The sequence below is a fragment of the Hydrogenophaga sp. LT287 genome (assembly GCF_055702805.1).
On the sequence record NZ_JBVPZC010000010.1, the window covers coordinates 1 to 25,355 of the forward strand.

The following is a 25,355-nucleotide window of genomic DNA, read 5'->3' on the forward strand; positions in this document are numbered from 1 at the left end:
GTGTTGCAAAAAGCCGGGCTGGCGGCCAGCGCCATACACGCGGTGGGCATCACCAACCAGCGCGAGACCACTGTGGTGTGGAACCGTCGCACCGGTGAGCCTGTGTACAACGCCATCGTCTGGCAAGACCGCCGTGCAGAAGCCTCCTGCGCTGAACTGCGCTCTCGAGGTTTGAACGACACCGTGTTGCAGAAAACCGGCTTGCGCATTGATGCCTATTTTTCAGGGACCAAACTCAAGTGGATCCTGGACCATGTGCCGGGCGCCCGGGCGCAGGCCGATCGGGGTGAGCTGGCGTTTGGCACGGTGGACAGCTGGCTCATCTGGCAGCTCACCGGGGGCGCGGTGCACGCCACCGATTTCAGTAACGCCGCGCGCACGATGCTGTTCAACATCCACACCAACACCTGGGACGACGAACTGATGGCCGCGCTGGACATACCGTCCAGCCTGATGCCACAGGCACGGCCTTCAGCGGCGTATTTCGGCACCATCCAGTCCGAATGGCTGGGCGCGGCGCTTGACATTGGCGGCGTGGCGGGCGACCAGCAGAGCGCGCTGTTTGGCCAGGCCTGCTTTTCAGCCGGCATGGCGAAAAACACCTACGGCACCGGCTGTTTCATGCTGATGCACACCGGCGAACGCTTTCAACTGAGCCAGAACGGGCTGATCACCACCGCTGCGGCGCAGGCACCGGGACAGCCGCAATACGCTCTGGAAGGCAGCGTGTTCATTGGCGGCGCGGTGGTGCAGTGGCTGCGCGATGGCCTGCGGGCCATACAGTCCAGCAGCGAGGTGCAGGCGTTGGCCGAGAGCGTGCCCGACGCGGGCGGCGTGGTGATGGTGCCCGCCTTCACCGGCCTGGGTGCGCCGTACTGGCAGCCCGACAGCCGCGGCAGCATCGTGGGGCTTACAAGGGGAACCACCATGGCGCACATTGCGCGGGCGGCGCTGGAGAGCATTGCCTTCCAGAGCACCGCCCTGCTCGACGCCATGAGCCGCGACGCCGTGGCAGCGGGTGGTGTGGCGGTGAGCGAACTGCGGGTGGACGGGGGTGCCTGCGTGAACGATTTGCTGATGCAGATACAGGCCGACTTGCTGGGCATTCCGGTGGTGCGGCCAGCGGTGATTGAGACCACCGCCCTGGGCGCGGCCTACCTGGCCGGGCTGCACACGGGCCTGTATGGCGGGCTGGATGGCAGATAGTGTGGGCAAAGATCCAGAAATGATGTAAGGCCTGGGTCAACGATACCTTCTTCAGCCAGGATTGCAGCCACAGCGGGAGCCAATGCGGCTGCCAAGCGGGCATCCAGAAACAAGACCCGCCAGCGTCTCGCCAACACGTCTTCGACCGTACAGGCGTATTCGTGACGAACGGCGTAACGCACCATTGCCTCTGTCAAACCCATCCCCAACTCACGGCGGTTTCCTGGACACAGGTTCACCTGCTCTGCTTCACAGCCATACAGGTGGAGCCCCGGCGACTCATGCAAGGGCGACGAAGACCGGCCAGCCTTCGGTGCCCCCACCAGGGTGTGCTGTGCGCTGGCACTGCTGGGTCGGCGCTCCAGCAAGCCGCTGTCGAAACAGCGAGCCAGCACGTCCTCGGCCATGGCCCGGTAAGTGGTCCATTTACCACCAGTGACGGTCACGAGGCCATCGTGATCGACGACGATGGTGTGCTCGCGAGAGAGCACCTTGGTGCCACCTTGCACCGTTTCGGGCGGTGCCACCAAAGGGCGCAGGCCGACCCAGACGCTGCGAATGTCCTGTTCGCGTACCGGCCGACTGAGTGCACGGCTGGCCTCACCCAATATGAAGTCAAGCTCGGCGGCAAAGGGGGCGGGCTCTCTCGGCAGGTCCTGGCGCGGTGTGTCGGTGGTGCCGAGGATGAGCTTGCCCAGCCAGGGCACGGCAAAGAGCACGCGACCGTCTTGCGTCTTGGGCACCAGCAAGGCGTGGCTGCCCGGAAGAAATTCCCGATCAACGACAACGTGCACGCCTTGGCTCGGACTGACCATACGTGCCGGAGCGCCCTGATCGGGTCCGCCATCGGTCAAACCAGCGTGCGCCCGCAACGCGTCGACCCACACGCCCGTAGCGTTGACGACGCAGCGTGCGCGCGCCCGGTGAAAGGTGCCCGTGAGCGTGTCTGTGAAATCGAGCGTGGAGACGGCGGCGTTATCGGGCTGTCGCCGCACTGCGGTGACGGATGCGTAATTCAGCACCTGTGCGCCGGCGGCCTCTGCGGTGCGAGCCAAGGCCAGCGCCAGGCGGGCATCATCGAACTGACCATCCCAGTAGCGCACACCGCCGCGCAGGTGCAACTGATTCACACCTGGGAGGGCGGCAAGCGTCTGTTCACGCGACAGGAAATCGGTGCGTCCGAGGCCCGCCTGGCCGGCCATCAGGTCGTAGAGCTTCAGCCCAATGCCGTAGAACGGCGTTTGCCACCATCGGTAGGATGGCATCACAAAACGCAGGGGCTGAGCCAGGTGTGGAGCGATGCGCAGCACGGTGGCACGTTCAGCCAGGGCCTCTCGCACCAGGGCAATGTTGCCTTGCGCCAGGTAGCGCACGCCCCCGTGCAGCAGCTTGGTAGAGCGTGAAGAGGTGCCGCCCGCGAAGTCGTGGGACTCCAGCAGCAAAACGGAGAACCCGCGCAAGGCGGCGTCGAGCGCCACACCCAAGCCGGTGGCGCCACCGCCGACCACGGCCAGGTCAAAGAGTGGCTGAGCGGTCAGCGATTGGAGCAGGTCTGCGCGGGTCATGAAATAAGGGGGTAGTCGCTGGCGCCAGGGCGCCAGCGACGGTTTTCAGAAGTTCAGACGCGAGGCATTCAGCGCACCCGGCCGGCTTTCCAGGCATTGAGCAGCTGGTCGTAGGCGATGGTTTCGCCTTTGGGCTTCTCGTTGGCCAGTTTCTTCCACGGCGCGGCCTTGTCGCTCAGGTACTTATTGGAATCCCCTTTGGCGTTCAGCTTGGGCGCGCAACGCTCCATACCGGCGCGCTCTAGGCGGGCCATCACCTGGTCCATCTGCTCGGCCAGGTTATCCATGGCCTGCTGCGGCGTCTTTTCACCGGTCACAGCCTCGGCCACGTTCTGCCACCACAGTTGGGCCAGTCGCGGGTAGTCGGGCACGTTGGTGCCGGTGGGCGTCCAGGCCACGCGCGCCGGGCTGCGGTAGAACTCGACCAGGCCACCCAGCTTGGGCGCCATGTCGGTCATGGCCTTGCTCTGGATGTCGCTCTCGCGGATGGGCGTCAGACCGACGATGGTCTTCTTCAGGCTGGTGGTCTTGGCGGTCACGAACTGGGCGTACAGCCAGGCGGCGGCGGTGCGGTTCTCATCGTGCTTCTCGAAGAAGGTCCAGCTGCCCACGTCCTGGTAACCGTTCTGCATGCCGGGCTTCCAGTACGGGCCATTGGGACCAGGTGCCATGCGCCATTTGGGTGTGCCATCGGCGTTAACCACCGGCAGACCAGGTTTGGTCATGTCGGCTGTGAAGGCGGTGTACCAGAAGATCTGCTGGGCGATCTGACCTTGTGCGGGTACGGGCCCGGATTCGCCAAAGGTCATGCCGGTGGCTTCCCTGGGCGCGTACTTCTTCATCCAGTCGATGTACTTGGTGAGTGCATAGACAGCCGCTGGCGAATTGGTTGCTCCACCACGTGACACCGAGGCGCCCTGCGGGTTGCAGCCGTCGGCCGACGCGCGAATGCCCCACTCATCCACCGGTTTGCCGTTGGGGATGCCCACATCAGCGGTGCCAGCCATGGACAGCCAGGCATCGGTGAAGCGCCAGCCGAGCGACGGGTCTTTCTTGCCGTAATCCATATGGCCGTAGATGGGCTTGCCATCGATGGTCTTCACGTCTTCGCTGAAGAAAGCGGCAATGTCTTCGTAGGCGCTCCAGTTCAGCGGCACGCCGAGGTCGTAGCCGTACTTGGCCTTGAACTTGTCCTTCAGGTCCTGGCGTGCGAACAGGTCGGCGCGGAACCAGTACAGGTTGGCGAACTGCTGGGTGGGCAGCTGGTAGAGCTTGCCGTCGGGGCCGGTGGTGAAGCTGGTGCCGATGAAGTCCTTGATGTCCAGCCCCGGGTTGGTCCACTCCTTGCCTTTGCCGGCCATGTAATCGGTCAGGTTTCGGACCTTGCCATAGCGGTAGTGCGTGCCGATTAGATCGGAGTCGGTGACCCAGCCGTCGTAGATCGAACGACCGGACTGCATGGAGGTCTGCAGCTTCTCAACCACGTCGCCTTCCTGGATCAGGTCGTGCTTCACCTTGATGCCAGTGATCTCTTCGAAGGCCTTGGCGAGCGTCTTGCTCTCGTACTCGTGCGTGGTGATGGTTTCGGACACCACCGAAATTTCCCGCACACCCTTGGCCTTGAGCTTTACGGCCGCGTCGATGAACCACTTCATCTCTGCGGCCTGCTGCGCCTTGGTCAGCGTGGAGGGCTGGAACTCGCTGTCGATCCAGCGTTTCGCGGCGGCCTCATCGGCCCAGGCCATGGGTAAACCCAATGCAGTGGCGGCGGCCACGGCGAGCACTGTATGGCGGAACTTCATGTCTTTGTCTCCTTCATCGATACGCTTCCCCGGTTTCTCACAAACCTGCTCGGCCCCGGGGAAACAATGGGCCGAATCCATAAATATCCGATTGAGCGTGGGGTCTCAGCCCTTGCGCATAGCAAGAAAGAGCCACGCCATCGAAATCACGAAGCCGATCCAAATGCTGGGCTCCTGAGACAGCGAAAACCATTCCGTGAGCTTGCCGGCCACCCCGACAAAGCCGAGATTGACGTAAGCCGCGCCGAGCAGACCGATGAATAGGCGGTCACCACGCGTCGTCACCATGGGCAGGAAGCCCTTGCGTTCCACCGTGGGCGACTTCATTTCCCACACGGTCATGCCGATCAGCATCAACACGATGCAGGTGAAAAATATGGCCACGGGGGTGGTCCAGACCATCCAGTCAAACATTTGATTGCTCCATGAACGTTAGTCCACACAAGGGAAAATGGGCAAAGGGAGAGGCGCCGAAGGCGCATCGGGGGTGTGCCATCACACCCGCCCCATGGCAAAGCCTTTGGCGATGTAGTGCCGCACGAACCAGATCACGATCGCGCCGGGCACGATGGTGAGCACGCCGGCGGCGGCCAGCGTCGCCCAGTCCATGCCGCTGGCGCTGACCGTACGCGTCATCGTCGCCACGATGGGCTTGGCATTCACGCTAGTGAGGGTGCGGGCGAGCAGCAATTCGACCCAGCTGAACATGAAGCAGAAGAACGCCGCCACGCCCACGCCTGCCTTGATGAGGGGCAGAAAGATGGTGAAGAAGAAGCGCGGGAAGCTGTAGCCGTCCACATACGCGGTTTCGTCGATCTCGCGCGGGATGCCGCTCATGAAGCCTTCCAGGATCCACACCGCCAGCGGCACGTTGAACAGCAGGTGCGCCATGGCAACCGCAATGTGCGTGTCCATGAGACCCATGGTGGTGTAAAGTTGAAAAAATGGCAGCAGGAACACTGCGGGCGGCGTCATGCGGTTGGTGAGCAGCCAGAAGAACACGTGCTTGTCACCCAGGAAGCGGTAACGCGAGAAAGCGTAGGCAGCCGGCAGTGCCACGGTGAGCGAAATCACCGTGTTGATGCCGACGTAGATCAGGCTGTTGATGTAGCCCGAGTACCACGACGGATCGGTGAAGATGGTCTGGTAGTTGGCCCAGGTGAAGTCGGTCGGCCACAGGGTGAACGAGGACAGAATTTCCTGGTTGGTCTTGAAGCTCATGTTGACCATCCAGTAGATGGGCAACAGGGCGAAGATCAGATAAGCGAACAGAAACAGGGTGCGTTTCTTGAAACGGCGTTCGATCATGACTGGACCTCCTTCTGGGTCGTGCCCAGGCTTTGCATCCAGTTGTAGAGCACGAAGCAGAACAGCAGGATGATGAAAAAATAGATCAGGGAGAAGGCGGCGGCAGGACCCACATCGAACTGGCCCACGGCCTTGGTGGTGAGGTACTGCGACAGGAAGGTGGTGGCGTTGCCCGGCCCGCCACCGGTGAGCACAAAGGGCTCGGTGTAGATCATGAAACTGTCCATGAAGCGCAGCAGCACCGCGATCATGAGCACGCCGCGCATCTTGGGCAGCTGGATGTAGCGGAACACAGCCCACTTGCTGGCGCCGTCGATGCTGGCGGCCTGGTAGTAGGCGTCGGGGATGCTGCGCAGCCCGGCAAACGCCAGCAGGGCCACCAGCGGCGTCCAGTGCCAGACGTCCATGGCCAGCACCGTCCACCAGGCGTGCGAGGCGTTGCCGGTGTAGCTGTAGTCAAAGCCGGCCTGCTGCAGGTAGTAGCCGAGCAGGCCAATGTCGGCCCGGCCAAAGATCTGCCAGATAGTGCCCACCACGTTCCAGGGAATCAGCAACGAGAGCGCCACCAGCACCAGCACGGCCGACGAGCGCCAGCCTTGCGCCGGCATGGAGAGCGCCAGCGCGATGCCCAGCGGAATCTCGACCATCAGCACCGCGAGCGAAAACTGGATCTGACGCCACAGGGCCTGGTGCAGGTCCTGGTCGCGCATGACAGCGGCAAACCACTCGGTACCGACGAAGATGCGGCGGTCGGGCGACAGGATGTCCTGCACCGAGTAGTTGACCACCGTCATCAGCGGCAGGATGGCCGAGAAGGCTACACAAATGATGACCGGCAGCACCAGCCACCAGGCTTTCTGATTGACAGGTTTGGTGGTGGTGCTCATGTGCGGCTCCTCATGGCGGGGGTGGCATGAGCCACGGTTTCAAGGGAATGTGTGTTCATGCCACCAGCACCTCGTCGCGGTAGAAGCAGGTGTGATCGCCCAGCACGCGCAGGTGCACGCGCTCGCCCACCGCCGGTGCCGGAGTTTCGGGCTGCAGGCGGCACTTCATGCTGTGCCCGGCCTTCTCACTCATGCTGCAGGTGACCATGACGTAGGTGCCGATGTCCTGCACGCGCGTCACGGTGGCGGCGAGCGTGTTGGCCTCCCCTGCCCCACCGAACGCCAAGTACTCGGGTCGGATACCCAGGGTCAGCGCGCCGTCGGGCAAGTGCTGTCCGGGCGGCAGCGCAAGTGGCTGGTCCAGCACGCGCAGGCCTCCCGATTGATGCAAAGCCGGCAGAAAGTTCATACCCGGTGATCCAATGAAGTGGCCCACAAAAGTGTGGGCCGGCCGCTCGAACAGCGCCTCGGCCGGGCCCACCTGCACGGCGCGGCCCTTGGTCATCACCACCACTTCGTCGGCAAAGGTGAGCGCCTCCACCTGATCGTGCGTCACATAGATGAGCGTCAGCTTGAGCTCGTGGTGGATCTGCTTGAGCTTGCGCCGCAGCTGCCACTTCAGGTGCGGGTCGATCACGGTCAGCGGCTCGTCGAACAGCACGGCCGACACATCGGATCGCACCAGCCCTCGCCCCAGCGAGATCTTCTGCTTCTGGTCGGCACTCAGGCCGGCCGCGCGCATGTCGAGCTGGTGGCTCATTTCCAGCATTTCGGCAATTCGGCCAACGCGCTGCGTGATCTCAGCTGCCGGCACCTTGCGGTTCTTCAGCGGAAAGGCTAGGTTCTCCGCCACGGTCATGGTGTCGTAGATCACCGGAAACTGGAAGACCTGCGCAATGTTGCGCTGCTGCGGGCTAAGGCGGGTCACGTCGCGGCCGTCAAAGAGCACCGTGCCCTGTGAGGGCACCAGCAGGCCCGACATGACATTGAGCATGGTGGTCTTGCCGCAGCCCGAGGGGCCAAGCAAGGCGTAGGCGCCGCCGTCCTCGAAGCACATCTTCATGGGCAGCAAGGCGTAGTCGTCGTCGGCCTGGGGATTGGGTTTGTAGGCGTGTGCCAGATCCAGTTCGATGCGGGCCATGTCAGTGGGCCTTTCCGTTGCGCGCGGGCGCCAGCAGCAGGGGACCGGCAGCGTCGAACACGAACAGGCTGGCGGGGCTCAGGTAGAGGGTGATGGCTTCGCCGATGGCGCAGTTGTGCACACCGGTAAGCTGCGCGACGAGTTCGCCCACGTCGGCATGCACATGCACAAAGGTGTCGGACCCGGCGATTTCGGCCAGCTCCACGCGCCCGGTGATGGCGATATCGCCGGGGCGCTGCACCATTCGCAGGCCACCGGCGCGAAGTCCCAGCGAGAGCGCGGCCGGGGCGGCGGGTGGCAAGGCCAATGGCCAGACCGCGCCGCTCGGTACCTGCACGCCAGCGGTCACCGCAGAGGCGTCGATCAGGTTCATGGGTGGGTCGCTGAACGCCCGGGCCACGCGGATGTTCTTCGGAGCGTGGAAGACCTCAGCGGTCGGGCCGTACTGCAGCAGCTCACCAGCGTCCATCACGGCGGTGTAGCCGCCCAGCAGCAGGGCCTCGCCCGGCTCGGTGGTGGCGTACACCACGGTGGATTCGCCGGTGGCAAAGAGCTGCGTGAGCTCTTCGCGCAGTTCTTCGCGCAGCTTGTAGTCCAGGTTCACAAGAGGTTCGTCGAGCAGCATCAGCGGCGCCTGCTTGGCCAGCGCGCGGGCAAGCGCCACCCGCTGCTGCTGACCACCCGAGAGTTCGGCGGGCAGGCGATCCAGGAACATCTGGATGTGCAGGCGTTCAGCCAGTTCGCGCACCCGTTGGTCCACGTCGCGGTCCCCACGCAGACGCATCGGCGAGGCGATGTTGCGCGCCACCGTCATCGACGGGTAGTTGACGAACTGCTGGTAGACCATGGCCACGTTGCGCTGGCGAACCGAGTGGCGCGTCACGTCCACGCCGTCGACCACAACACGGCCGGTGCTGGCCGTGTCCAGACCAGCCATCAGGCGCATCAGGCTGGTCTTACCCGCCTGGGTGGCGCCCAGCAGGACCGTGACCGCACCCGGCGCCAGGGTGAGGCTCTGGGGGTAAAGATGGACCTCGGGTCCAACGGTCTTGCCCACGTTTTCCAGAGAAAGCTGCATCAGGGGGTTCCATCTAAGGTCCGGCCCACAGCGGGCTCGGATTTTTTTCGGTTGCTGGATTTTATTGTTCGTTTATGTTCTTTTCTATTCGGTATTAACCCTAAGCCTGCCGTCAATGTTTTCCGTTATGTTCGGGTTGACCCCTGTTCGCGCTCCGTCGCGGCCCATCCGCTCCTCAAAATGAACCTGAACCCCCGCCATACCCAATTGCTCGACGAAGTGCGTCATCAAGGGCCACAGACCATCGAAGCACTGGCCGAGCGTTTCGGCGTCACGTTGCAGACCGTGCGGCGCGACGTGCAGCGTCTGGCCGAAGCCGGTCTGCTGTCGCGCTTTCACGGCGGCGTACGCTTGCCCGGCTCCACCACCGAAAACATCGCCTACCGACAGCGCAAGGCCATGCTGTCGGAGGCCAAGACCGGCATCGCCCGCGCCATCGCGCAACGCGTGCCCAACGGCTGTTCGCTGATCCTGAACATCGGCACCACCATCGAGGCGGTGGCACACGAGTTGCTGGGGCATCGCGGCCTGCGTGTGATCACCAACAACCTGCACATCGCCGCCCTGCTGAGCACCAACCCCGACTTCGAGGTGATCGTCGCGGGCGGCTTGGTGCGCGGTGCCGATCAAGGCATCGTGGGCGAGGCCACGGTGGATTTCATGCGGCAGTTCAAGGTCGACATCGGCCTCATCGGCATCAGCGGCATTGAAGCCGACGGCACGCTGCGCGACTTTGACTACCGCGAGGTGAAGGTGGCGCGCACCATCATCGAGCAATCGCGCGAGGTGTGGCTGGCCGCTGACCACAGCAAGTTCAATCGTCCGGCCATGGTCGAGCTGGCGCGGCTAGACGAAATCGACGTGGTGTTCACCGACCAGGCCCCGCCCCCATCCTTTGGCGAACTGATGGTGCAGGCCCACGTGGAATGCGTGCTGGCTGGTGGCGATGCCCCCACACGTCCCCACGCCACATGAGAACCAACCAGATGACCTACTTGCTCGCCCTGGACCAGGGCACCTCCAGTTCACGCAGCATCGTGTTTGACCGCAGTGGCCGTGTGTTGGCCATGGCACAGCGCGAGTTTCGCCAGATGTATCCGCAGCCAGGGTGGGTGGAGCACGACCCGCGCGTTCTATGGACTACACAGCTGGAAACGGCGCGGGAAGTGTTGCAAAAAGCCGGGCTGGCGGCCAGCGCCATACACGCGGTGGGCATCACCAACCAGCGCGAGACCACTGTGGTGTGGAACCGTCGCACCGGTGAGCCTGTGTACAACGCCATCGTCTGGCAAGACCGCCGTGCAGAAGCCTCCTGCGCTGAACTGCGCTCTCGAGGTTTGAACGACACCGTGTTGCAGAAAACCGGCTTGCGCATTGATGCCTATTTTTCAGGGACCAAACTCAAGTGGATCCTGGACCATGTGCCGGGCGCCCGGGCGCAGGCCGATCGGGGTGAGCTGGCGTTTGGCACGGTGGACAGCTGGCTCATCTGGCAGCTCACCGGGGGCGCGGTGCACGCCACCGATTTCAGTAACGCCGCGCGCACGATGCTGTTCAACATCCACACCAACACCTGGGACGACGAACTGATGGCCGCGCTGGACATACCGTCCAGCCTGATGCCACAGGCACGGCCTTCAGCGGCGTATTTCGGCACCATCCAGTCCGAATGGCTGGGCGCGGCGCTTGACATTGGCGGCGTGGCGGGCGACCAGCAGAGCGCGCTGTTTGGCCAGGCCTGCTTTTCAGCCGGCATGGCGAAAAACACCTACGGCACCGGCTGTTTCATGCTGATGCACACCGGCGAACGCTTTCAACTGAGCCAGAACGGGCTGATCACCACCGCTGCGGCGCAGGCACCGGGACAGCCGCAATACGCTCTGGAAGGCAGCGTGTTCATTGGCGGCGCGGTGGTGCAGTGGCTGCGCGATGGCCTGCGGGCCATACAGTCCAGCAGCGAGGTGCAGGCGTTGGCCGAGAGCGTGCCCGACGCGGGCGGCGTGGTGATGGTGCCCGCCTTCACCGGCCTGGGTGCGCCGTACTGGCAGCCCGACAGCCGCGGCAGCATCGTGGGGCTTACAAGGGGAACCACCATGGCGCACATTGCGCGGGCGGCGCTGGAGAGCATTGCCTTCCAGAGCACCGCCCTGCTCGACGCCATGAGCCGCGACGCCGTGGCAGCGGGTGGTGTGGCGGTGAGCGAACTGCGGGTGGACGGGGGTGCCTGCGTGAACGATTTGCTGATGCAGATACAGGCCGACTTGCTGGGCATTCCGGTGGTGCGGCCAGCGGTGATTGAGACCACCGCCCTGGGCGCGGCCTACCTGGCCGGGCTGCACACGGGCCTGTATGGCGGGCTGGACGAGCTGTCCGCACAGTGGCGCACTGAGCGCGTCTTTCAACCCCAATGGTCGCGCGAACACGCTGCCGCGCACATGGCGCAGTGGGAACACGCGGTGCGGCAAACCGTGGCGAGGTGAAGATTCCCCCCGCGCCGCTTCGCGCCCCCCAGGGGCGGTGCGAGTGGCCCGGCCGGTTCCACCGCATCCTGGGTGGAAAGGCCCATCGCTCCGGAAGCATTGCTCCGATCCACCAAGCCACGGGCGACAATCGTGGCATGAACACATCCACCCACCCCATCATCACCTTCATCGGCGGCGGCAACATGGCCAGCGCCATCATCGGCGGCCTGGTTCGCCAGGGTCATCCAGCCAACGCCATTCAAGTGGTCGAACCCTGGGACGAGCAGCGCACCCGCCTGGCGCAGCAGTTTGCCGGCACGGCCGTGCTGGAAACGGCCAGCCCGGCGCTGCAGCCCTCGGGCCTGGTGGTGTGGGCGGTGAAACCCCAGACATTCAAGGACGCTGCGGCACAGGCACGGCTATTTCTGGGGGACACGCTGCACCTGAGCGTGGCCGCCGGCATCACCAGCGACAGCATCGCCGCCTGGCTGGGCACGCCACGCGTCGTGCGCGCCATGCCCAACACCCCCGCCCTGGTGGGGTTGGGCATGACGGGCCTGTTTGCCCGCCCCGATGTGAGCGCCGCCGAACGCTCACTGGTTGAAACCGTGGTGAAAACCACCGGCGACCTGGTGTGGGTGGACGCCGAGAAACAGCTGGACGCGGTGACCGCGCTGTCTGGCTCGGGCCCAGCCTATGTGTTTTATTTCCTGGAAGCCATGCGCGACGCAGGCACCCAGATGGGCTTGCCGCCGGAAGTGGCTCAGCAGCTGGCTGTGAGCACATTCCTGGGCGCGGCCACCTTGGCTCAGCGCTCCAGCGAGCCGCTGCAGACCCTGCGCGAACGCGTCACGTCCAAGGGTGGCACCACGTACGCGGCCATCACGTCGATGGAAGCGGCCGGGGTGAAGGCCAAGTTTGAAGACGCGATGCTGGCCGCCCAGAAACGCGCTGAAGAACTGGGCCGCGAGTTCGGCAAGTGACCCCGATCAAACACCCAGCACGACGCCGACAAACACCGTGAAGCCCAGCCAGTGGTTGAGGCGGAAGGCTTTGAAACAGCCTTCTCGGGTGCGGTCCTTGATGAGCCGGAAGTGCCCAAGCACTTGCGCGAGTGCCACCACCAACATGGCGCTCCACACCCATGGGTTGACCGTGTTCCACAGGGCTGCGGTCCAGATGGCCAGAAAGACCAGGTAAAAGGCAACCACCAGCGGCACGTCGCGGTCGCCCAGGGTGATGGCCGAGGTTTTCATGCCGATCTTCAGGTCGTCGTCGCGGTCCACCATGGCGTATTCGGTGTCATAAGCCAGCACCCAAAACAGGTTGCCCACCATCAGCAGCCAAGCCAGCGACGGCACGCTGTGCCAGACGCGGCTCCAGAAGCCGGGCGCAGCCCACGGTGTTGCTGAACCCAACAGCTCCAAAGTTGGGCCGCCGTTCACCGCCGCAAACGCCATGGGAATACCAAAGCTGAACGCGACGCCCAGCACGGCCTGCGGCATGGACACGTAGCGCTTGGCGTAGGGGTAGACCAGCGCCAGCACCAGCCCGAGGAACGACCAAACGATGGTCGCCACATTGGTGGTGAGCACCAGCAAAAACGCCACCAGCGCCAGCACGGCACCCACACCCAGCGCTTCTTTCACCCCCACGCGCCCACTGGTGACCGGACGCTGCGCGGTGCGTTTGACGTGTTTGTCAAACTCGCGGTCGGCCACGTCATTGACGCAGCAACCGGCGCTGCGCATGAGGATGGTGCCCGCCACAAACACGGCCAGCAAGTGCACACCCGGAAAACCCTCAGCCGCCAGCCAGAGTGCCGATAGCGACGGCCACAGCAGCAGCAGCCAACCGGCGGGACGGTTCCAGCGGATCAGGTCGAGATACAAAGACAAACGAGAGGACATGCGCAAACGCGGACGAGAAAGTCGGTGTGGACGCCGTTCAAACGGCGCCGGGCTGGGTCACTCTTCGAGGATCGAGCGCAACATCCACGCGGTCTGCTCGTGCACCGTCAAGCGCTGCGTCAGCAGGTCGGCGGTGGGTTCGTCACCGGCCTTGTCCACCACGGCGAACAGCTCGCGCGCGGTGCGTGCCACCGCTTCGTGGCCCTGCACCAGGATGCGCACCATCTCCATGGCTTTCGGCGGTGTGGCCGGGGCATCGGGCACCGAGCTGAGCTTGCCGAACTGGGCGTAACTGCCCGGTGCGGCGTGGCCCAGCGAGCGGATGCGCTCGGCCACCGGGTCCACGGCGGTCCACAGCTCGGTGTACTGCGCCATGAACATCGCGTGCAACGAATTGAACATGGGGCCGGTCACGTTCCAGTGGAAGTTGTGCGTGGTCAGGTACAGCGTGTAGGTGTCGGCCAGCAGCCTGGACAGGCCTTTGGCAATCGCCGCGCGGTCCTTTTCGTTGATACCGATGTTGATGGTGGGCGCGGCGACTTTGCTGGCGGTTTTGGCCATGGGGAAGCTCCTGAAATTGAAAAAACGTTAAGAGAGGCGTTTGACGCCCGGCAGCTCGCAGGCATAGATGGCGTTGCGCAATTCGGCAATGGCTTCGTAGCGGGTGAAGCTGCGGCGCCAGGCCAGCACCACGCGGCGGGTGGGCGCCTCGCCTTTGAACGGCAGATAGCGCACATAGGACGAGTCGCCAAAGTCCTGCCCCGGGGTGGCTGAGCCTTCGAGCGCCGATGACGGCACCGACAGGCGGGGCACCAGCGTCACACCCATGCCCGCGGCCACCATGTGCTTGATGGTTTCCAGCGACGAGCCCTCAAAGCTCTTGCGGATGCCTTCGGTGTCGCTGGAGAAGCGTGCAAACTCGGGGCACACCTCCAGCACGTGGTCGCGAAAGCAATGGCCGGTGCCCAGAAGCAGCATGGTCTCGCGCTTGAGCTCTTCGTTGGTGATGTCTTTGTTTTTGGCCAGCGGGTGCGTGACTGGCACGGCGGCCAGAAAAGGCTCGTCGTAGAGTGGCGCAATGGCCAGGTTGGTGTCGGGAAACGGCTCGGCCAAAATCGCGCAGTCAATCTCGCCCAGGCGCAGCTGTTCCAGCAACTTGACGGTGAAGTTCTCCAGCAACATCAGCGGCATTTGCGGCGTGCGGTCGATGACGTGGCGCACCAGGTCGGGCAGCAGGTAAGGCCCAATGGTGTAGATCACCCCCAGGCGCAGCGGGCCGGTGAGCGGATCTTTGCCGCGCTTGGCAATCTCCTTGATGCTCGCTGCCTGCTCCAGCACGGTTTGCGCCTGGCGCACGATCTCTTCACCCAGCGGCGTGACGGCGATTTCGCTGGCGTTGCGCTCGAAGATTTTCACTTCCAGCTCTTCTTCCAGCTTTTTGATGGCCACAGACAGGGTGGGCTGCGACACAAAACAGGCTTCAGCCGCCTTGCCAAAGTGCTTCTCGCGCGCCACAGCCACGATGTATTTGAGTTCGGTGAGCGTCATGGTTCTATTGTGCCCCCAAGGCACGGAATCGCCTCACACCGCCTGCGGCGCGGGGTGTCTCAAGCCTTGAGGTATTCGGCCTTGGTGCCGAGCCAGCGGGCAATGTGCTTTTCGGCCGCTTGCGGGTGCTGCGCCAGCATGTGCACGGCAGCCTGGCGCGCCCAGTCCAGCAGGTGGCCGTCGGTGGCCAGGTCGGCAAACCGCAACATAGCCGCGCCGGACTGCCGAGCCCCCAGAAACTCGCCGGGGCCGCGAATCTCCAGGTCGCGCCGGGCGATCTCGAAGCCGTCATTGGTTTCGGCCATGGCTTTGAGGCGCTCGCGGGCGGTCTCACCCAGGCGCCCGCCGTCGGGCGGGGTATAGAGCAAAACACAAGCCGACGCCGCTGCGCCGCGCCCCACCCGCCCGCGCAGCTGGTGCAACTGGCTCAGCCCAAAGCGCTCGGCGTGCTCGATCACCATCAAGGACGCGTTGGGCACGTCCACGCCCACTTCAATCACCGTGGTGGACACCAGCACCCCCATGTGGCCGGCGCTGAACAAGGCCATGACGGCTTTTTTCTCGGCCACCGGCATGCGAGAGTGCAGCAGCCCCACCAACACGCCCGCCTCCCCGGGCGGTTCTGCGGGCTGTTCAGCCGCCTCGGCCAGCAACGGCAACGGCGCGGCCACCGCCGTGTTGCGGTTCAGCGCCTCGCTCAATTCGGCGTGGGTGGCCGTGGCGTTGGACAGGTCCAGCGCCTCGCTCTCTTCAATCAGCGGGCACACCCAATACACCTGCCGCCCTTGCGCCACCTGGGCGCGGATGCGCTCAATCACTTCGTGGCGGCGCTGGTCCGACACCACTTTGGTGACGATGGGCGTGCGCCCTGGCGGCAGCTCGTCAATGGTGGACACATCCAGGTCGGCGTAGTAGCTCATGGCGAGCGTGCGCGGAATGGGGGTGGCCGTCATCATGAGCATATGAGGTTCCCCCCCGTCGCTTGCGCGCTGCGCGTCGCCGCTCCGCCCCTCAATGGGCAACGCCTGCGGCCCGGCAAAGCCGGTTCCGTGGCGTTCTGGGTTGGGATCCCCCTCCGCTGCCGGGCTCATCTTGCTTCTCAGCGCCAAGCGCTGCGCCACACCAAAGCGGTGCTGTTCGTCGATGATGGCCAGCGCCAGGTTTTTGAACACCACCTGGTCCTGGATCACGGCGTGCGTGCCTACCACCAGCGCAGCCTCACCGCTGGCAATCAGCCCCAGCATCTCGGTGCGCTGTTTTTTCTTCTGGCTACCGGTGAGCCAGGCCACCCGTTTGCCCAGCGGAGCCAGCACGGGCTCCAGCCAGCCAATGAGCTTGGCGAAATGCTGCTCAGCCAATATTTCGGTCGGTGCCATCAGCGCGCACTGCCAGCCCGAGTCGATGGCAATAGCGGCGGCCAACGCAGCCACCACGGTTTTGCCCGAACCCACGTCGCCCTGCAGCAACCGGTGCATGGGCACGGGGCGCGCCAGGTCGCGGGCAATGTCTTCGCCCACACGGCGCTGGGCTTGGGTGAGGTTGAAAGGCAGCGCACCCAGCAGTTGCTCGTGCACGCCACCCGGCACGGTGTGCAGCGCCGGGGCGCGCAAGGCATCGCGCTCGCGCTTGGCCGTCAACTGCGACAGTTGCTGTGCCAGCAACTCTTCGGCTTTCAGGCGCTGCCAGGCCGGGTGGCTGCGGTCTTCCAGCGCCTCCAGCGACACGTCGGGGCCCGGCTGGTGCAGGTAGCGCAAGGCGTCGCGCAGCGTCCACGGCGCGCGCACCACCGCTTGCAAGCTGCCCAGCAGTTCGGGCGGCAGGGTTTCGCTCAGGTCGGCCCGTGCCAGCCCACTGGCCACCACCTTGCGCAAATACACCTGGGGCAGTTGCGCGCTGGTGGGGTACACCGGCGTGAGCGCGTTGGGCAGCTCACCGCCGGCGGCATGAAAGGCGGGGTGCATGATGGTGCGGCCCATGAAGCCGCCCCGGATTTCGCCGCGCACCCGCACCCGGGCACCCACCGCCAGCGCTTTCTGGTGCGAGGGGTAGAAGCTGAAAAAGCGCAACGTGCAGGTGTCCGAACCGTCGTCCAGCGTCACCAGCAGCTGGCGGCGTGGGCGCAGGGTGATCTCGCTGTGGGTCACCGTGCCTTCCACCTGCACCGTCTGGCCCTCGCGCGCATCGGTCATCCGCACGATGCGGGTTTCGTCCTCGTAGCGCAACGGCAGGTGCAAGGCCAGGTCGATGCTGCGCACCAAGCCGAGCTTGTGCAAGGCTTTTTGCGGGGCAGAGAGCTCTTTGCGGGGGGCTGGCTTGGGCGCGTCGGCGGTCATGGGACAATTCTGCCTGTCTTTTTATCCACCTTTTTCAGTCTTGTTCTCCCACTTTTTCTTGGAACGGGCCTCGTCCGGCCCTCAAGCAACATGAACGCTTCATCCCCTGACCCGACACGCCCCTTTGTGGTGGCCGACTTCGATTTCCAGCTGCCCGAGCACCTGATCGCCCAGCACCCCGCCACCGAACGCAGCGCCTCGCGCCTGCTTGACGCCACCGGCCCGCAGGCCGTGGACCGCATCTTTCGCCACCTGCCCAGCCTGCTGCAACCCGGCGACTTGCTGGTGTTCAACGACACCCAGGTCGTCAAGGCCCGTCTGTTTGGCGAAAAAGCCAGCGGCGGCAAGTTTGAAATCCTGATCGAGCGCGTGCTGCTGCCGCACGAGGCGCTGGACGGCTCGGGACAAGAGGTGGTGGCGCACATTCGCATGAGCAAAAAGCCGCAGCCCGGCGGCTTGCTGCACCTGGCCGGTGGGCTGAAAGGCGGTGGTTTTGATGCCGTGTTCCTGGGCCGCTGGCCCGACGAAAACGGCCAGCTGTTTCGCCTGCGCCTGCTGGGGGCCGCCGACGAAACGCCTTACGACCTGATGGCGCGCCACGGCCATGTGCCGCTACCGCCTTACATCACCCACAGCGACGGCGCCGACGACGAGCGCCGCTACCAGACTGTGTTTGCCCGAGTGCCCGGTGCCGTGGCCGCGCCCACCGCTGCCTTGCACTTCGACGAAGGCGTGCTCGCCGCCCTGCAAGCGCGTGGCGTGCAGCGCGCCAGCGTGACGCTGCATGTGGGCGCGGGCACCTTTGCACCCATGAAAACCGAGCAGATCAGCGAACACGTGATGCACCACGAGCGCTACGCGATCCCCCCGGAAACCCTGCAAGCCATTGCCGACTGCCGGACCCGTGGCGGGCGTGTGGTGGCGGTGGGCACCACCACCGTGCGCACACTGGAAAGCTGGGCGCAAACCGGGCACACACAAGGCGACACCAACATTTTCATCACGCCCGGGTTTGAATTTCGGGTGGTGGACCTGCTGGTGACCAACTTTCACCTGCCCAAGTCCACGCTGATGATGCTGGTGAGCGCGTTCGCCGGCTTTGAACGGGTGATGGACCTGTACCGCCACGCAGTGGCGCACAGCTACCGTTTTTTCAGTTATGGCGACGCCATGCTGCTGCAAAAAACCGACGCACCTGCGTCCGTTTGACGACAGTGGCGCAAACAATCTGGCAAGCGCACGATTTTTTGTAACGCTTTTTACCGAATTTCAAGCAAGAGCCAGGGCTGCGGTGGGCACAATTCCCACCCATCCACCCACGCAGTCCAAAGAGCGCCAACGTGATTGAAATTTTTGTCCGCCTGGGCCTGGCCCTGCTGCTTTCGCTGAGCCTGGCCCTCTTGATGGCCTGGGGCTGGGACCGCTCAGACCCGGCCCCGTCCATGGAACGCACCGTGGTTGACGCCAGCGCCAGCACGGCCCTGCCGAACTGAAACCGCACACGCCCCCGCCACGGCTGGGCGTGACCCACCGGCCCGCGGGTCAGCGGTACAGCTGGTTGTTTTCCACCCGAACCCGATCGCCCACGCGCACATTGGGTTGCGTGGCGTAATCGAAAGTCCGCACCGCGCCATTGTCTTGCTGCACGGTCACCCGGTAGATCTGGCTCGCGGTGGCTGGCCACTGGTTCTTTTCAATGGCGTGGCCAATCAGCGCCCCGCCCACGACACCGGCCACAGTGGCTATGTCTTGCCCGCTGCCTCCACCGATCTGGTGCCCTAGCAAGCCCCCCACCAAACCACCCACCACCGCGCCCGCCCCGATGCCCGACGAAGCCGGCTGCGTGTTGACCAGCTCAACCCCGGTGACCCGCCCCCATTGGGCGACCGTGGCCGGGTAGGTGGTGACGGCGGGTTGCGGGGCCGTGGACCCGGGAAAGTTGGCACAGGCCGACACGGCGGCCACCAGGGCCAGCGTGGTTGCCGCCCTCAGCGTTTTGCAATAGCGCACGGTAAGCTCCTTGAATTCATTTGCGCCGGATCAAGTCCGGTCAACAGCCAGCGGTTAGGCTGGCCACACAGCGCTCGGTTTTCCTCAAACGCCCTCACCCACACCGCCTCATGAAACCTTTGCTCTTGACTGCCATCACCGCCCTGAGCGCCGCCTGCGCTGCCCCCTCGGTCTGGGCCGCGCCCGGTGACGACGACGCGCTGCGCATTGCCAATGCACACGGCTGCATGGCCTGCCACCACATGGAGCCGGGCGCCACCGGCCTCAACGGTGCTGCGCCCACGGCTCCGGCTTGGCGCGATGTGGCGGCGCGCTACAAAAGCGTCAAAGGCGCTCAGCAGCAACTCACCGCCACCGTCATGACCGGCTCCAGCCCCGCCAGCGCGGGCGCCAGCCCCTACAAAAACCACTGGGAAGGCAAGGTGAGCGGCCCTTTCATGCCGTCCCACCGCTCAGCCATTGCAGAAGCAGACGCCGCCCGCTTGGTGGCCTGGATCCTGGCTCTCGACGCGCCCCGGTAAAAACCAGGGCGCCGGTCAGCGCGCTTGAATGCGGCTGATGTATTCCAGCAGCGTCAAAATGCGCGCCCGCACCACCGCGGGCTCGTCGTAATGGCGCCGCGCTTCGCGCAGCCGCTGCGCCTCTTCTATGCGGTATTCGCGGCCCCACACCGGCATGTCGCGGGTGCCGTGGCTGGGCACGTTCGCGCCGTCCAGCACCTCGTACAGCCGGTTCATCGGCAACACGCCTTGGTTGTTCTTGGCCAGCAAGGTCAGGTCGGGCGGGCTGCGCTGCAGCAGGTTGCCCAGCGGGCCGTTGCCCTTGCCGTCCACCCCATGGCAACTGGCGCAGTTGTCCATGTATTCCAGCTTGCCTGCGTCGTACACGGCAGGCTGCGCCAGGGCGGCCGTACCGCTGAATACCAAGCCCATAACCAGCAACGCGGCGCGGCTGGTGGTGCTTTTGATGGGGTGACTCATGAGATGACTCCTTGGGTTTGAACGTGGAATTTCTTGATGCGCCTTGGGTAGAGGTTGCGCCCGCAAAAAAACCCCTACCGCAAGCAAATCCTAGGATCGGCATCCCCCCACCCCATTGACCGCGCTCAACGCGACCCGGTAATACCCGCAACGGTCGTGCCCCAAAGGCCTGTGGGGGTCCGTCCGTACAATGCCGCGTTGCCTGGAGCCCCCCTATGCTGAAATTTGACCTGCTGAAAACGGACACCGCCGAAGGCGCCTACCTGGGCAGCCATGCCCGCCGCGGCCGCCTCACACTCAACCACGGCGTGGTGGAAACCCCCATCTTCATGCCCGTGGGCACCTACGGCACGGTCAAAGGCGTGGCGCCGTCGAGCCTGGAAGACATGGGCGCGCAGATCATCCTGGGCAACACTTTCCACCTCTGGATGCGCCCCGGGCAAGACGTGATGAAAAGCTTCGGCGGCCTGCACGGCTTCGAGAAATGGAACAAACCCATCCTCACCGACTCGGGCGGTTTCCAGGTCTGGAGCCTGGGCGCGATGCGCAAAATCACCGAAGAAGGTGTGACGTTTGCTTCTCCCGTCAATGGCGACAAGCTGTTCATGTCGCCCGAGGTGAGCATGCAGATCCAGACCGGGCTCAACAGCGACATCGTGATGCAGCTCGACGAGTGCACGCCCTTTGAGACCAACGGCCACCTCACCACCGAGGCCGAGGCGCGCAAGAGCATGGAGATGAGCCGGCGCTGGGCCGTGCGCTCCCAAGACGAATTCGCCCGGCTCGAAAACCCCAACGCGCTGTTCGGCATCGTGCAGGGCGGCATGTTTGAGCACCTGCGCCAGGAGTCGCTGGAAGCGCTGGTGGAAATGGACTTTCCCGGCTACGCCGTGGGAGGCGTGAGCGTGGGCGAGCCGAAAGAGCAGATGCTGCAGATCATGGCGCACACGCCGCACCGCCTGCCCGCGCACAAGCCGCGTTACCTCATGGGCGTGGGCACGCCCGAAGACCTGGTGCAAGGCGTGGCCGACGGCGTGGACATGTTCGACTGCGTCATGCCCACCCGCAACGCGCGCAACGGCACGCTGTTCACCCGCTATGGAGACCTGAAGATCCGCAACGCGCGCCACAAGACCGACCACCAGCCGCTGGACACCACCTGCACCTGCTACGCCTGCGCGGGCCGCCCGGTGGACACGCCCGCCGGGCGCACCGGCGTGAGCTGGGACGCGGGCGGGCGCAACGGCTTCAGCCGCGCCTACCTGCACCACCTGGACCGCTGCGGCGAGATGCTCGGCCCCATGCTGGCCACCATCCACAACCTGCATTACTACCTGAACCTCATGCGCGAGGTGCGCGAAGCGCTGGACGCCGGGCGCTTTGGCGCGTTTCGGGCGCAATTCAAAACCGACCGCGCGCGCGGGGTGTGCGAGGCTGACGCCTTCGCGGCAGGCTCTGAGCCAGGCGCCCGTTTAAGCTGCGCGCCATGACCGCCCCCACCGTTCCCCGCCACATCCTGCCCGTGCTGGTCGTGGCGCAATTCGCCGGCACCTCGCTGTGGTTTGCGGTCAACGCGGTCATGCCCGACCTGCAGCGCGAGCTGGGCTGGCCCGCCAGCGCGGTGGGCCCGCTCACGTCGGCCCTGCAGTTCGGCTTCATTGTGGGCACGCTGGTGTTTGCCCTGCTCGCCATTGCCGACCGCTTTGCCCCACGCCGCGTTTTCCTGTTTTGTGCACTGGCGGGTGCGGCCTGCACCGTGGGCGCCTGGGCTACGGTGACGCACTACGAGGCGCTGCTGGCCTGGCGCTTTTTCACCGGCGTTTTCCTCGCGGGCATCTACCCCGTGGGCATGAAAATCGCCGCCCAGTGGTACAACCGGCCCGGCGGCAGCGGCCTGGGTGCGGCGCTCGGCCTGCTCATCGGCGCGCTGGTGCTCGGCTCGGCCAGCGCCCACGCGCTGCGCGCCCTCAGCGGCGCCCTTCCCTGGCCCACGCTCATGCTGGGGGTGGCCGCGCTGGCGGCGGCGGGCGGGCTGCTGCTGTTCTTGGGCACCAGCGACCCGCCCCACGCCCATGCCCGCGTGACCACGCTGCAGTGGCTTGCGCTGGGCACGGTCTGGACCGATGCCCGCGTGCGCGCCTCGGTGCTCGGCTACTTTGGCCACATGTGGGAGCTGTACACGGTCTGGGTCATGGTGCCGCTGGTGCTGGCCACGCGGCTGCAGGGCACCGACCTGTCGTGGGCCGCCTTCTGGGTGCTGGGCGCCGGCGCCATCGGCTGCGCTGGCGGTGGCTGGGTGGCGCTGCGCTGGGGCAGCGCGCGCGTGGCCAGCACCCAGCTGGCAATCAGCGGGCTGTGCTGCCTGGCCACGCCGTGGGTCATCGACGCACCCACGCCGCTGTTTTACAGCTGGCTGGTGCTGTGGGGCATCACCGTGGCGGGCGACTCACCCCAGTTTTCCACCCTCACCGCCCGCAACGCGCCCCCGCAGGCGGTGGGCAGCGTGCTCACGCTGACCAACAGCATGGGCTTTGCGCTGTCCATCGTCAGCATCTTGCTGTTTGTTTCGCTCGCCGAAACCGTGAGCCTGGGCGCGCTGCTGCCCTGGCTGGCGCTGGGCCCGGCGCTGGGGCTGTGGGCCATGCGCCAGCTGGTACGCGAAGAACGGCGTGCGCCGACATGATCGGCCGCGTTGGCTCGTTCAACCTATTGCTTCGGCCTTGTGAAGGCTTGACTTTCGCTCAGGCGCGGCCGTCGAAACGCTCGGACAAGCTCAAGACGAACGGGTGTGACTTCACCGGGCCAAATCAACAGGTTCAAACCACGCAGAGGAAGAGCCTGCGGCTTCCACCCGGCTGGTGGCGCATGGGCTTGCTGCCACCGAATGGCTTGCACACCGGCCCGATGCACAACGCTGGCATGATGTCGGGCTTGCCCAACCAACGTGGGCCCCTTTTTTCCTGCTTCGCACGTATCCATGAACGCCACCGCTGACAACCCATCCGCCAACGACACGCCCGACAACGCTGCCCCTGCCGCCACCGAACCCCGGGCGGCACAACCAGGCGGCCCCGCACGCGGCCAGCGCAGCAACCGAGGCCGCCGGCCCCAGCGCCCAGCCACGGAACGTGCTGCTGGGCCAGCGCCCGCGCGCCAGCACCCGGTGCTGGACCAGCTGGCCACGCTGGTGCCGGTGTTGTTTGGCGAAACGCTGCTGCCGCTCAAGCGCGGTATTTTTGAAGACCTGCTGGCCGCCCACCCCGGCGTGCTGGACAAGGAAAGCCTGAAGGCTGCGCTGGGTTTGCACGCGCGCTCCACGCGCTACCTCACGGTGGTCGCCTCGGGCCTGCAGCGCCACGACCTGAGCGGCCAGCCGGTGGAAGACCTGACGCCCGAACAAGTGCACCACGCGTTGATTGAGGTGTTTCGCCGCCGGGGCGCCCGCAGCCGCGAAGACCTGCGCCCCAAGCTGCGCCAGCGCATCTTGCAGGCTTATGAAGCCTCGGGCCTGCCGCGCGACGAGTACGCCCAGCGCGTGCACGGCCGTGACGAAGAAGTGAACCAACTGACCCACGATGCACTGACCGAAGCCGCCACCCGCGCCGCGCGCGAAGAGGCGCTGCTGCGCGCCTTTGACGCCAGCGGCAAGACCGTGGAGGCCTTTGCCGACATGTACGGCATGCATGTGCTGGACGCCAACCGCACGCTGGAGCGCGCCCGCGCACGCCTGGCTCGCCACGCTGCAGCCCCCGCCCAAGACACGGCAGCAGCCGCCAGCGAGGCCACCGACGCGGCACCCGAGACGGCCACACCGGCACCATGACCCCGAGCCCGCCCGCCGCCGCCGCCGAATCGCCTTACGCGTGGTTTCGCCTGGTGGTGTCGCTGGCGCTTATGACGCTGGGTGGCGCGGGCATGTATTCGGTCACGGTGGTGCTGCCGCGCATACAGGCCGACTTTGATGTCGCGCGCGGCGACGCCTCGCTGCCCTATACGCTGACCATGGTGGGCTTTGGGCTGGGCGGCATCCTCATGGGCCGGCTCTCAGACCGCTTCGGCGTGATGGTGCCGGTGCTTGGCGGTGCGGTGGGTCTGGGGCTGGGTTTCATTGCCGCAGGCGCAGCCCAGACCCTGTGGCAGTTCAGCCTGGCGCAGGGCATCCTGATCGGTCTGCTCGGCACCTCGGCCACGTTTGCCCCGCTGGTGGCCGACACCTCGCGCTGGTTCACCCGGCGCCGGGGCATCGCGCTGGCCATCTGCATGAGCGGCAACTACCTGGCGGGCGCCGTCTGGCCGCCGGTGATCCAGCATTTCATTGACAACGGCGGCTGGCGCCAGGCCTACACCGGCATCGGCGTGTTTTGCTTGCTGGTGATGTTGCCGCTGGCGCTGGTGCTGCGCCGGAGCCCACCCGACCTGCCGGCGCCTGAGCCGGCTGCGCCCAACCAACCCGGAGCCACCCCGCACAGTGATCGCCCGCTCGGGCTATCGCCGGGCACGCTGCAAACCCTGCTGTGTGTGGCGGGCGTGTCGTGCTGCGTGGCCATGTCGATGCCGCAGGTGCACATCGTGGCGTATTGCACCGACCTGGGCTTTGGCGCGGCGCGTGGCGCCGAAATGCTCTCAGTCATGCTGGGCATGGGTATCGCGAGTCGGCTCATCTCGGGCTGGATCTCAGACCACATTGGCGGCCTGCGCACCCTGCTGCTGGGTTCGGTGCTGCAAGGTGTGGCACTGCTGATGTTTCTGCCCTTCGACGGGCTGGTGCCGCTCTACCTCATCTCCGCGATGTTCGGCCTGTTCCAGGGCGGCATCGTGCCGAGCTACGCGCTGATCGTGCGCGAGCACTTCCCGCCCGCCCAGGCCGGCGCACGCGTGGGCACGGTGCTCATGGCCACGCTGTTTGGCATGGCGCTGGGCGGCTGGATGTCGGGCGCCATCTTCGACCTGACCGGCTCTTACCAGGCCGCGTTCATCAACGGCATTGGGTTCAACCTGCTCAACATCGGCATCGTGCTGTTTTTGCTGAAGCGGGCCCGAGCCAGCGGGATCGGCCTGGGTCGTGCCAGGCTCAAGCCTGCCCTGGTCTGATGCCAGCGCCCGGTCGGGCCGCATGAAGGGCCTT

The 25,355-nt window shown here is 65.3% G+C and carries 22 protein-coding genes and 2 pseudogenes; 11 read left to right on the top strand and 13 right to left on the bottom strand.

Annotated elements, in window-relative coordinates:
- Window positions 1-1,197: pseudogene (locus AC0GNR_RS09730) on the top strand (FGGY family carbohydrate kinase); the annotation flags it as partial.
- On the opposite strand, the gene AC0GNR_RS09735 reads toward AC0GNR_RS09730, so the two are convergent.
- From AC0GNR_RS09735 to AC0GNR_RS09765, 7 genes are all read right to left on the bottom strand, one after another.
- Window positions 1,155-2,771: a glycerol-3-phosphate dehydrogenase/oxidase gene (locus tag AC0GNR_RS09735; RefSeq protein WP_472900762.1), complete on the bottom strand. Its 1,617-nt coding sequence runs from the start codon at window positions 2,769-2,771 to the stop codon at window positions 1,155-1,157. The pseudogene AC0GNR_RS09730 and the gene AC0GNR_RS09735 sit on opposite strands and share 43 nt — an antisense overlap.
- Window positions 2,772-2,839: 68 nt before the next feature.
- Window positions 2,840-4,573 (bottom strand): ABC transporter substrate-binding protein, encoded by a 1,734-nt coding sequence (locus AC0GNR_RS09740; RefSeq protein ID WP_472900763.1) that lies wholly within the window; start codon window positions 4,571-4,573, stop codon window positions 2,840-2,842.
- 105 nt (window positions 4,574-4,678) lie between these two features.
- Complete coding sequence (locus tag AC0GNR_RS09745) at window positions 4,679-4,987, bottom strand: DUF2160 domain-containing protein (protein ID WP_472900764.1); 309 nt, start codon at window positions 4,985-4,987, stop codon at window positions 4,679-4,681.
- Window positions 4,988-5,068: 81 nt separating this feature from the next.
- On the bottom strand, window positions 5,069-5,881 hold the full coding sequence (locus AC0GNR_RS09750; RefSeq protein WP_472900765.1) for a carbohydrate ABC transporter permease: 813 nt from the start codon (window positions 5,879-5,881) through the stop codon (window positions 5,069-5,071).
- Entirely contained in the window at window positions 5,878-6,768 is an 891-nt protein-coding gene (locus AC0GNR_RS09755) for a carbohydrate ABC transporter permease (protein WP_472900766.1), read from the bottom strand. Before AC0GNR_RS09755 ends, AC0GNR_RS09750 begins: the two co-directional genes overlap by 4 nt.
- Before the next feature lie 55 nt (window positions 6,769-6,823).
- Entirely contained in the window at window positions 6,824-7,909 is a 1,086-nt protein-coding gene (locus tag AC0GNR_RS09760) for an ABC transporter ATP-binding protein (RefSeq protein WP_472900767.1), read from the bottom strand.
- Window position 7,910: 1 nt separating this feature from the next.
- Window positions 7,911-8,987, bottom strand: coding sequence for an ABC transporter ATP-binding protein (locus AC0GNR_RS09765; RefSeq protein ID WP_472900768.1), 1,077 nt, complete (start codon window positions 8,985-8,987; stop codon window positions 7,911-7,913).
- Between the two features lie 180 nt (window positions 8,988-9,167).
- Here AC0GNR_RS09765 and AC0GNR_RS09770 point away from each other — a divergent pair, with 180 nt between their 5' ends.
- From AC0GNR_RS09770 to proC, 3 genes are all read left to right on the top strand, one after another.
- Window positions 9,168-9,962: a DeoR/GlpR family DNA-binding transcription regulator gene (locus AC0GNR_RS09770; RefSeq protein ID WP_472900769.1), complete on the top strand. Its 795-nt coding sequence runs from the start codon at window positions 9,168-9,170 to the stop codon at window positions 9,960-9,962.
- An 11-nt stretch (window positions 9,963-9,973) separates the two neighbouring features.
- Window positions 9,974-11,467: a glycerol kinase GlpK gene (gene glpK, locus AC0GNR_RS09775; protein ID WP_472900872.1), complete on the top strand. Its 1,494-nt coding sequence runs from the start codon at window positions 9,974-9,976 to the stop codon at window positions 11,465-11,467.
- Window positions 11,468-11,604: 137 nt separating this feature from the next.
- A complete protein-coding gene (proC, locus tag AC0GNR_RS09780; protein ID WP_472900770.1) occupies window positions 11,605-12,432 on the top strand; it encodes a pyrroline-5-carboxylate reductase in 828 nt (275 codons plus the stop codon).
- Window positions 12,433-12,438: 6 nt separating this feature from the next.
- Here proC and AC0GNR_RS09785 read toward each other — a convergent pair whose 3' ends face one another.
- From AC0GNR_RS09785 to recG, 4 genes are read right to left on the bottom strand one after another with little or no spacing between them, the layout of a single operon-like run.
- A complete protein-coding gene (locus tag AC0GNR_RS09785; RefSeq protein WP_472900771.1) occupies window positions 12,439-13,359 on the bottom strand; it encodes a 4-hydroxybenzoate octaprenyltransferase in 921 nt (306 codons plus the stop codon).
- A gap of 57 nt (window positions 13,360-13,416) precedes the next feature.
- Window positions 13,417-13,920: a Dps family protein gene (locus AC0GNR_RS09790; protein WP_304833710.1), complete on the bottom strand. Its 504-nt coding sequence runs from the start codon at window positions 13,918-13,920 to the stop codon at window positions 13,417-13,419.
- Between the two features lie 27 nt (window positions 13,921-13,947).
- On the bottom strand, window positions 13,948-14,907 hold the full coding sequence (locus AC0GNR_RS09795) for a LysR substrate-binding domain-containing protein (protein WP_472900772.1): 960 nt from the start codon (window positions 14,905-14,907) through the stop codon (window positions 13,948-13,950).
- 59 nt (window positions 14,908-14,966) lie between these two features.
- The gene (gene recG / locus AC0GNR_RS09800) at window positions 14,967-17,240 is read right to left on the bottom strand and encodes an ATP-dependent DNA helicase RecG (RefSeq protein WP_472900773.1); all 2,274 of its coding nucleotides are present in this window, start codon (window positions 17,238-17,240) and stop codon (window positions 14,967-14,969) included.
- 90 nt (window positions 17,241-17,330) lie between these two features.
- Here recG and queA point away from each other — a divergent pair, with 90 nt between their 5' ends.
- On the top strand, window positions 17,331-18,449 hold the full coding sequence (gene queA / locus AC0GNR_RS09805) for a tRNA preQ1(34) S-adenosylmethionine ribosyltransferase-isomerase QueA (RefSeq protein WP_472900774.1): 1,119 nt from the start codon (window positions 17,331-17,333) through the stop codon (window positions 18,447-18,449).
- A 131-nt stretch (window positions 18,450-18,580) separates the two neighbouring features.
- Complete coding sequence (locus AC0GNR_RS09810; protein WP_472900775.1) at window positions 18,581-18,733, top strand: hypothetical protein; 153 nt, start codon at window positions 18,581-18,583, stop codon at window positions 18,731-18,733.
- Window positions 18,734-18,782: 49 nt separating this feature from the next.
- Here AC0GNR_RS09810 and AC0GNR_RS09815 read toward each other — a convergent pair whose 3' ends face one another.
- Window positions 18,783-19,250, bottom strand: a complete 468-nt coding sequence (locus tag AC0GNR_RS09815) for an outer membrane lipoprotein (protein ID WP_472900776.1) — start codon at window positions 19,248-19,250, stop codon at window positions 18,783-18,785.
- A gap of 110 nt (window positions 19,251-19,360) precedes the next feature.
- Here AC0GNR_RS09815 and AC0GNR_RS09820 point away from each other — a divergent pair, with 110 nt between their 5' ends.
- Complete coding sequence (locus AC0GNR_RS09820) at window positions 19,361-19,771, top strand: c-type cytochrome (protein ID WP_472900777.1); 411 nt, start codon at window positions 19,361-19,363, stop codon at window positions 19,769-19,771.
- A gap of 15 nt (window positions 19,772-19,786) precedes the next feature.
- Here AC0GNR_RS09820 and AC0GNR_RS09825 read toward each other — a convergent pair whose 3' ends face one another.
- Complete coding sequence (locus AC0GNR_RS09825; protein WP_472900778.1) at window positions 19,787-20,230, bottom strand: c-type cytochrome; 444 nt, start codon at window positions 20,228-20,230, stop codon at window positions 19,787-19,789.
- A 215-nt stretch (window positions 20,231-20,445) separates the two neighbouring features.
- Here AC0GNR_RS09825 and tgt point away from each other — a divergent pair.
- The 4 genes and pseudogenes from tgt to AC0GNR_RS09845 form a co-directional block, all read left to right on the top strand.
- A pseudogene (gene tgt, locus AC0GNR_RS09830) lies at window positions 20,446-21,657 on the top strand (tRNA guanosine(34) transglycosylase Tgt); the annotation flags it as partial.
- A gap of 59 nt (window positions 21,658-21,716) precedes the next feature.
- On the top strand, window positions 21,717-22,913 hold the full coding sequence (locus tag AC0GNR_RS09835; protein ID WP_472900779.1) for an MFS transporter: 1,197 nt from the start codon (window positions 21,717-21,719) through the stop codon (window positions 22,911-22,913).
- 294 nt (window positions 22,914-23,207) lie between these two features.
- A complete protein-coding gene (locus AC0GNR_RS09840) occupies window positions 23,208-24,053 on the top strand; it encodes a ProQ/FINO family protein (RefSeq protein ID WP_472900780.1) in 846 nt (281 codons plus the stop codon).
- Window positions 24,050-25,321: an MFS transporter gene (locus tag AC0GNR_RS09845; protein WP_472900781.1), complete on the top strand. Its 1,272-nt coding sequence runs from the start codon at window positions 24,050-24,052 to the stop codon at window positions 25,319-25,321. The genes AC0GNR_RS09840 and AC0GNR_RS09845 overlap by 4 nt, the downstream gene beginning before the upstream one ends.
- The last annotated feature ends 34 nt before the right edge of the window (window positions 25,322-25,355 follow it).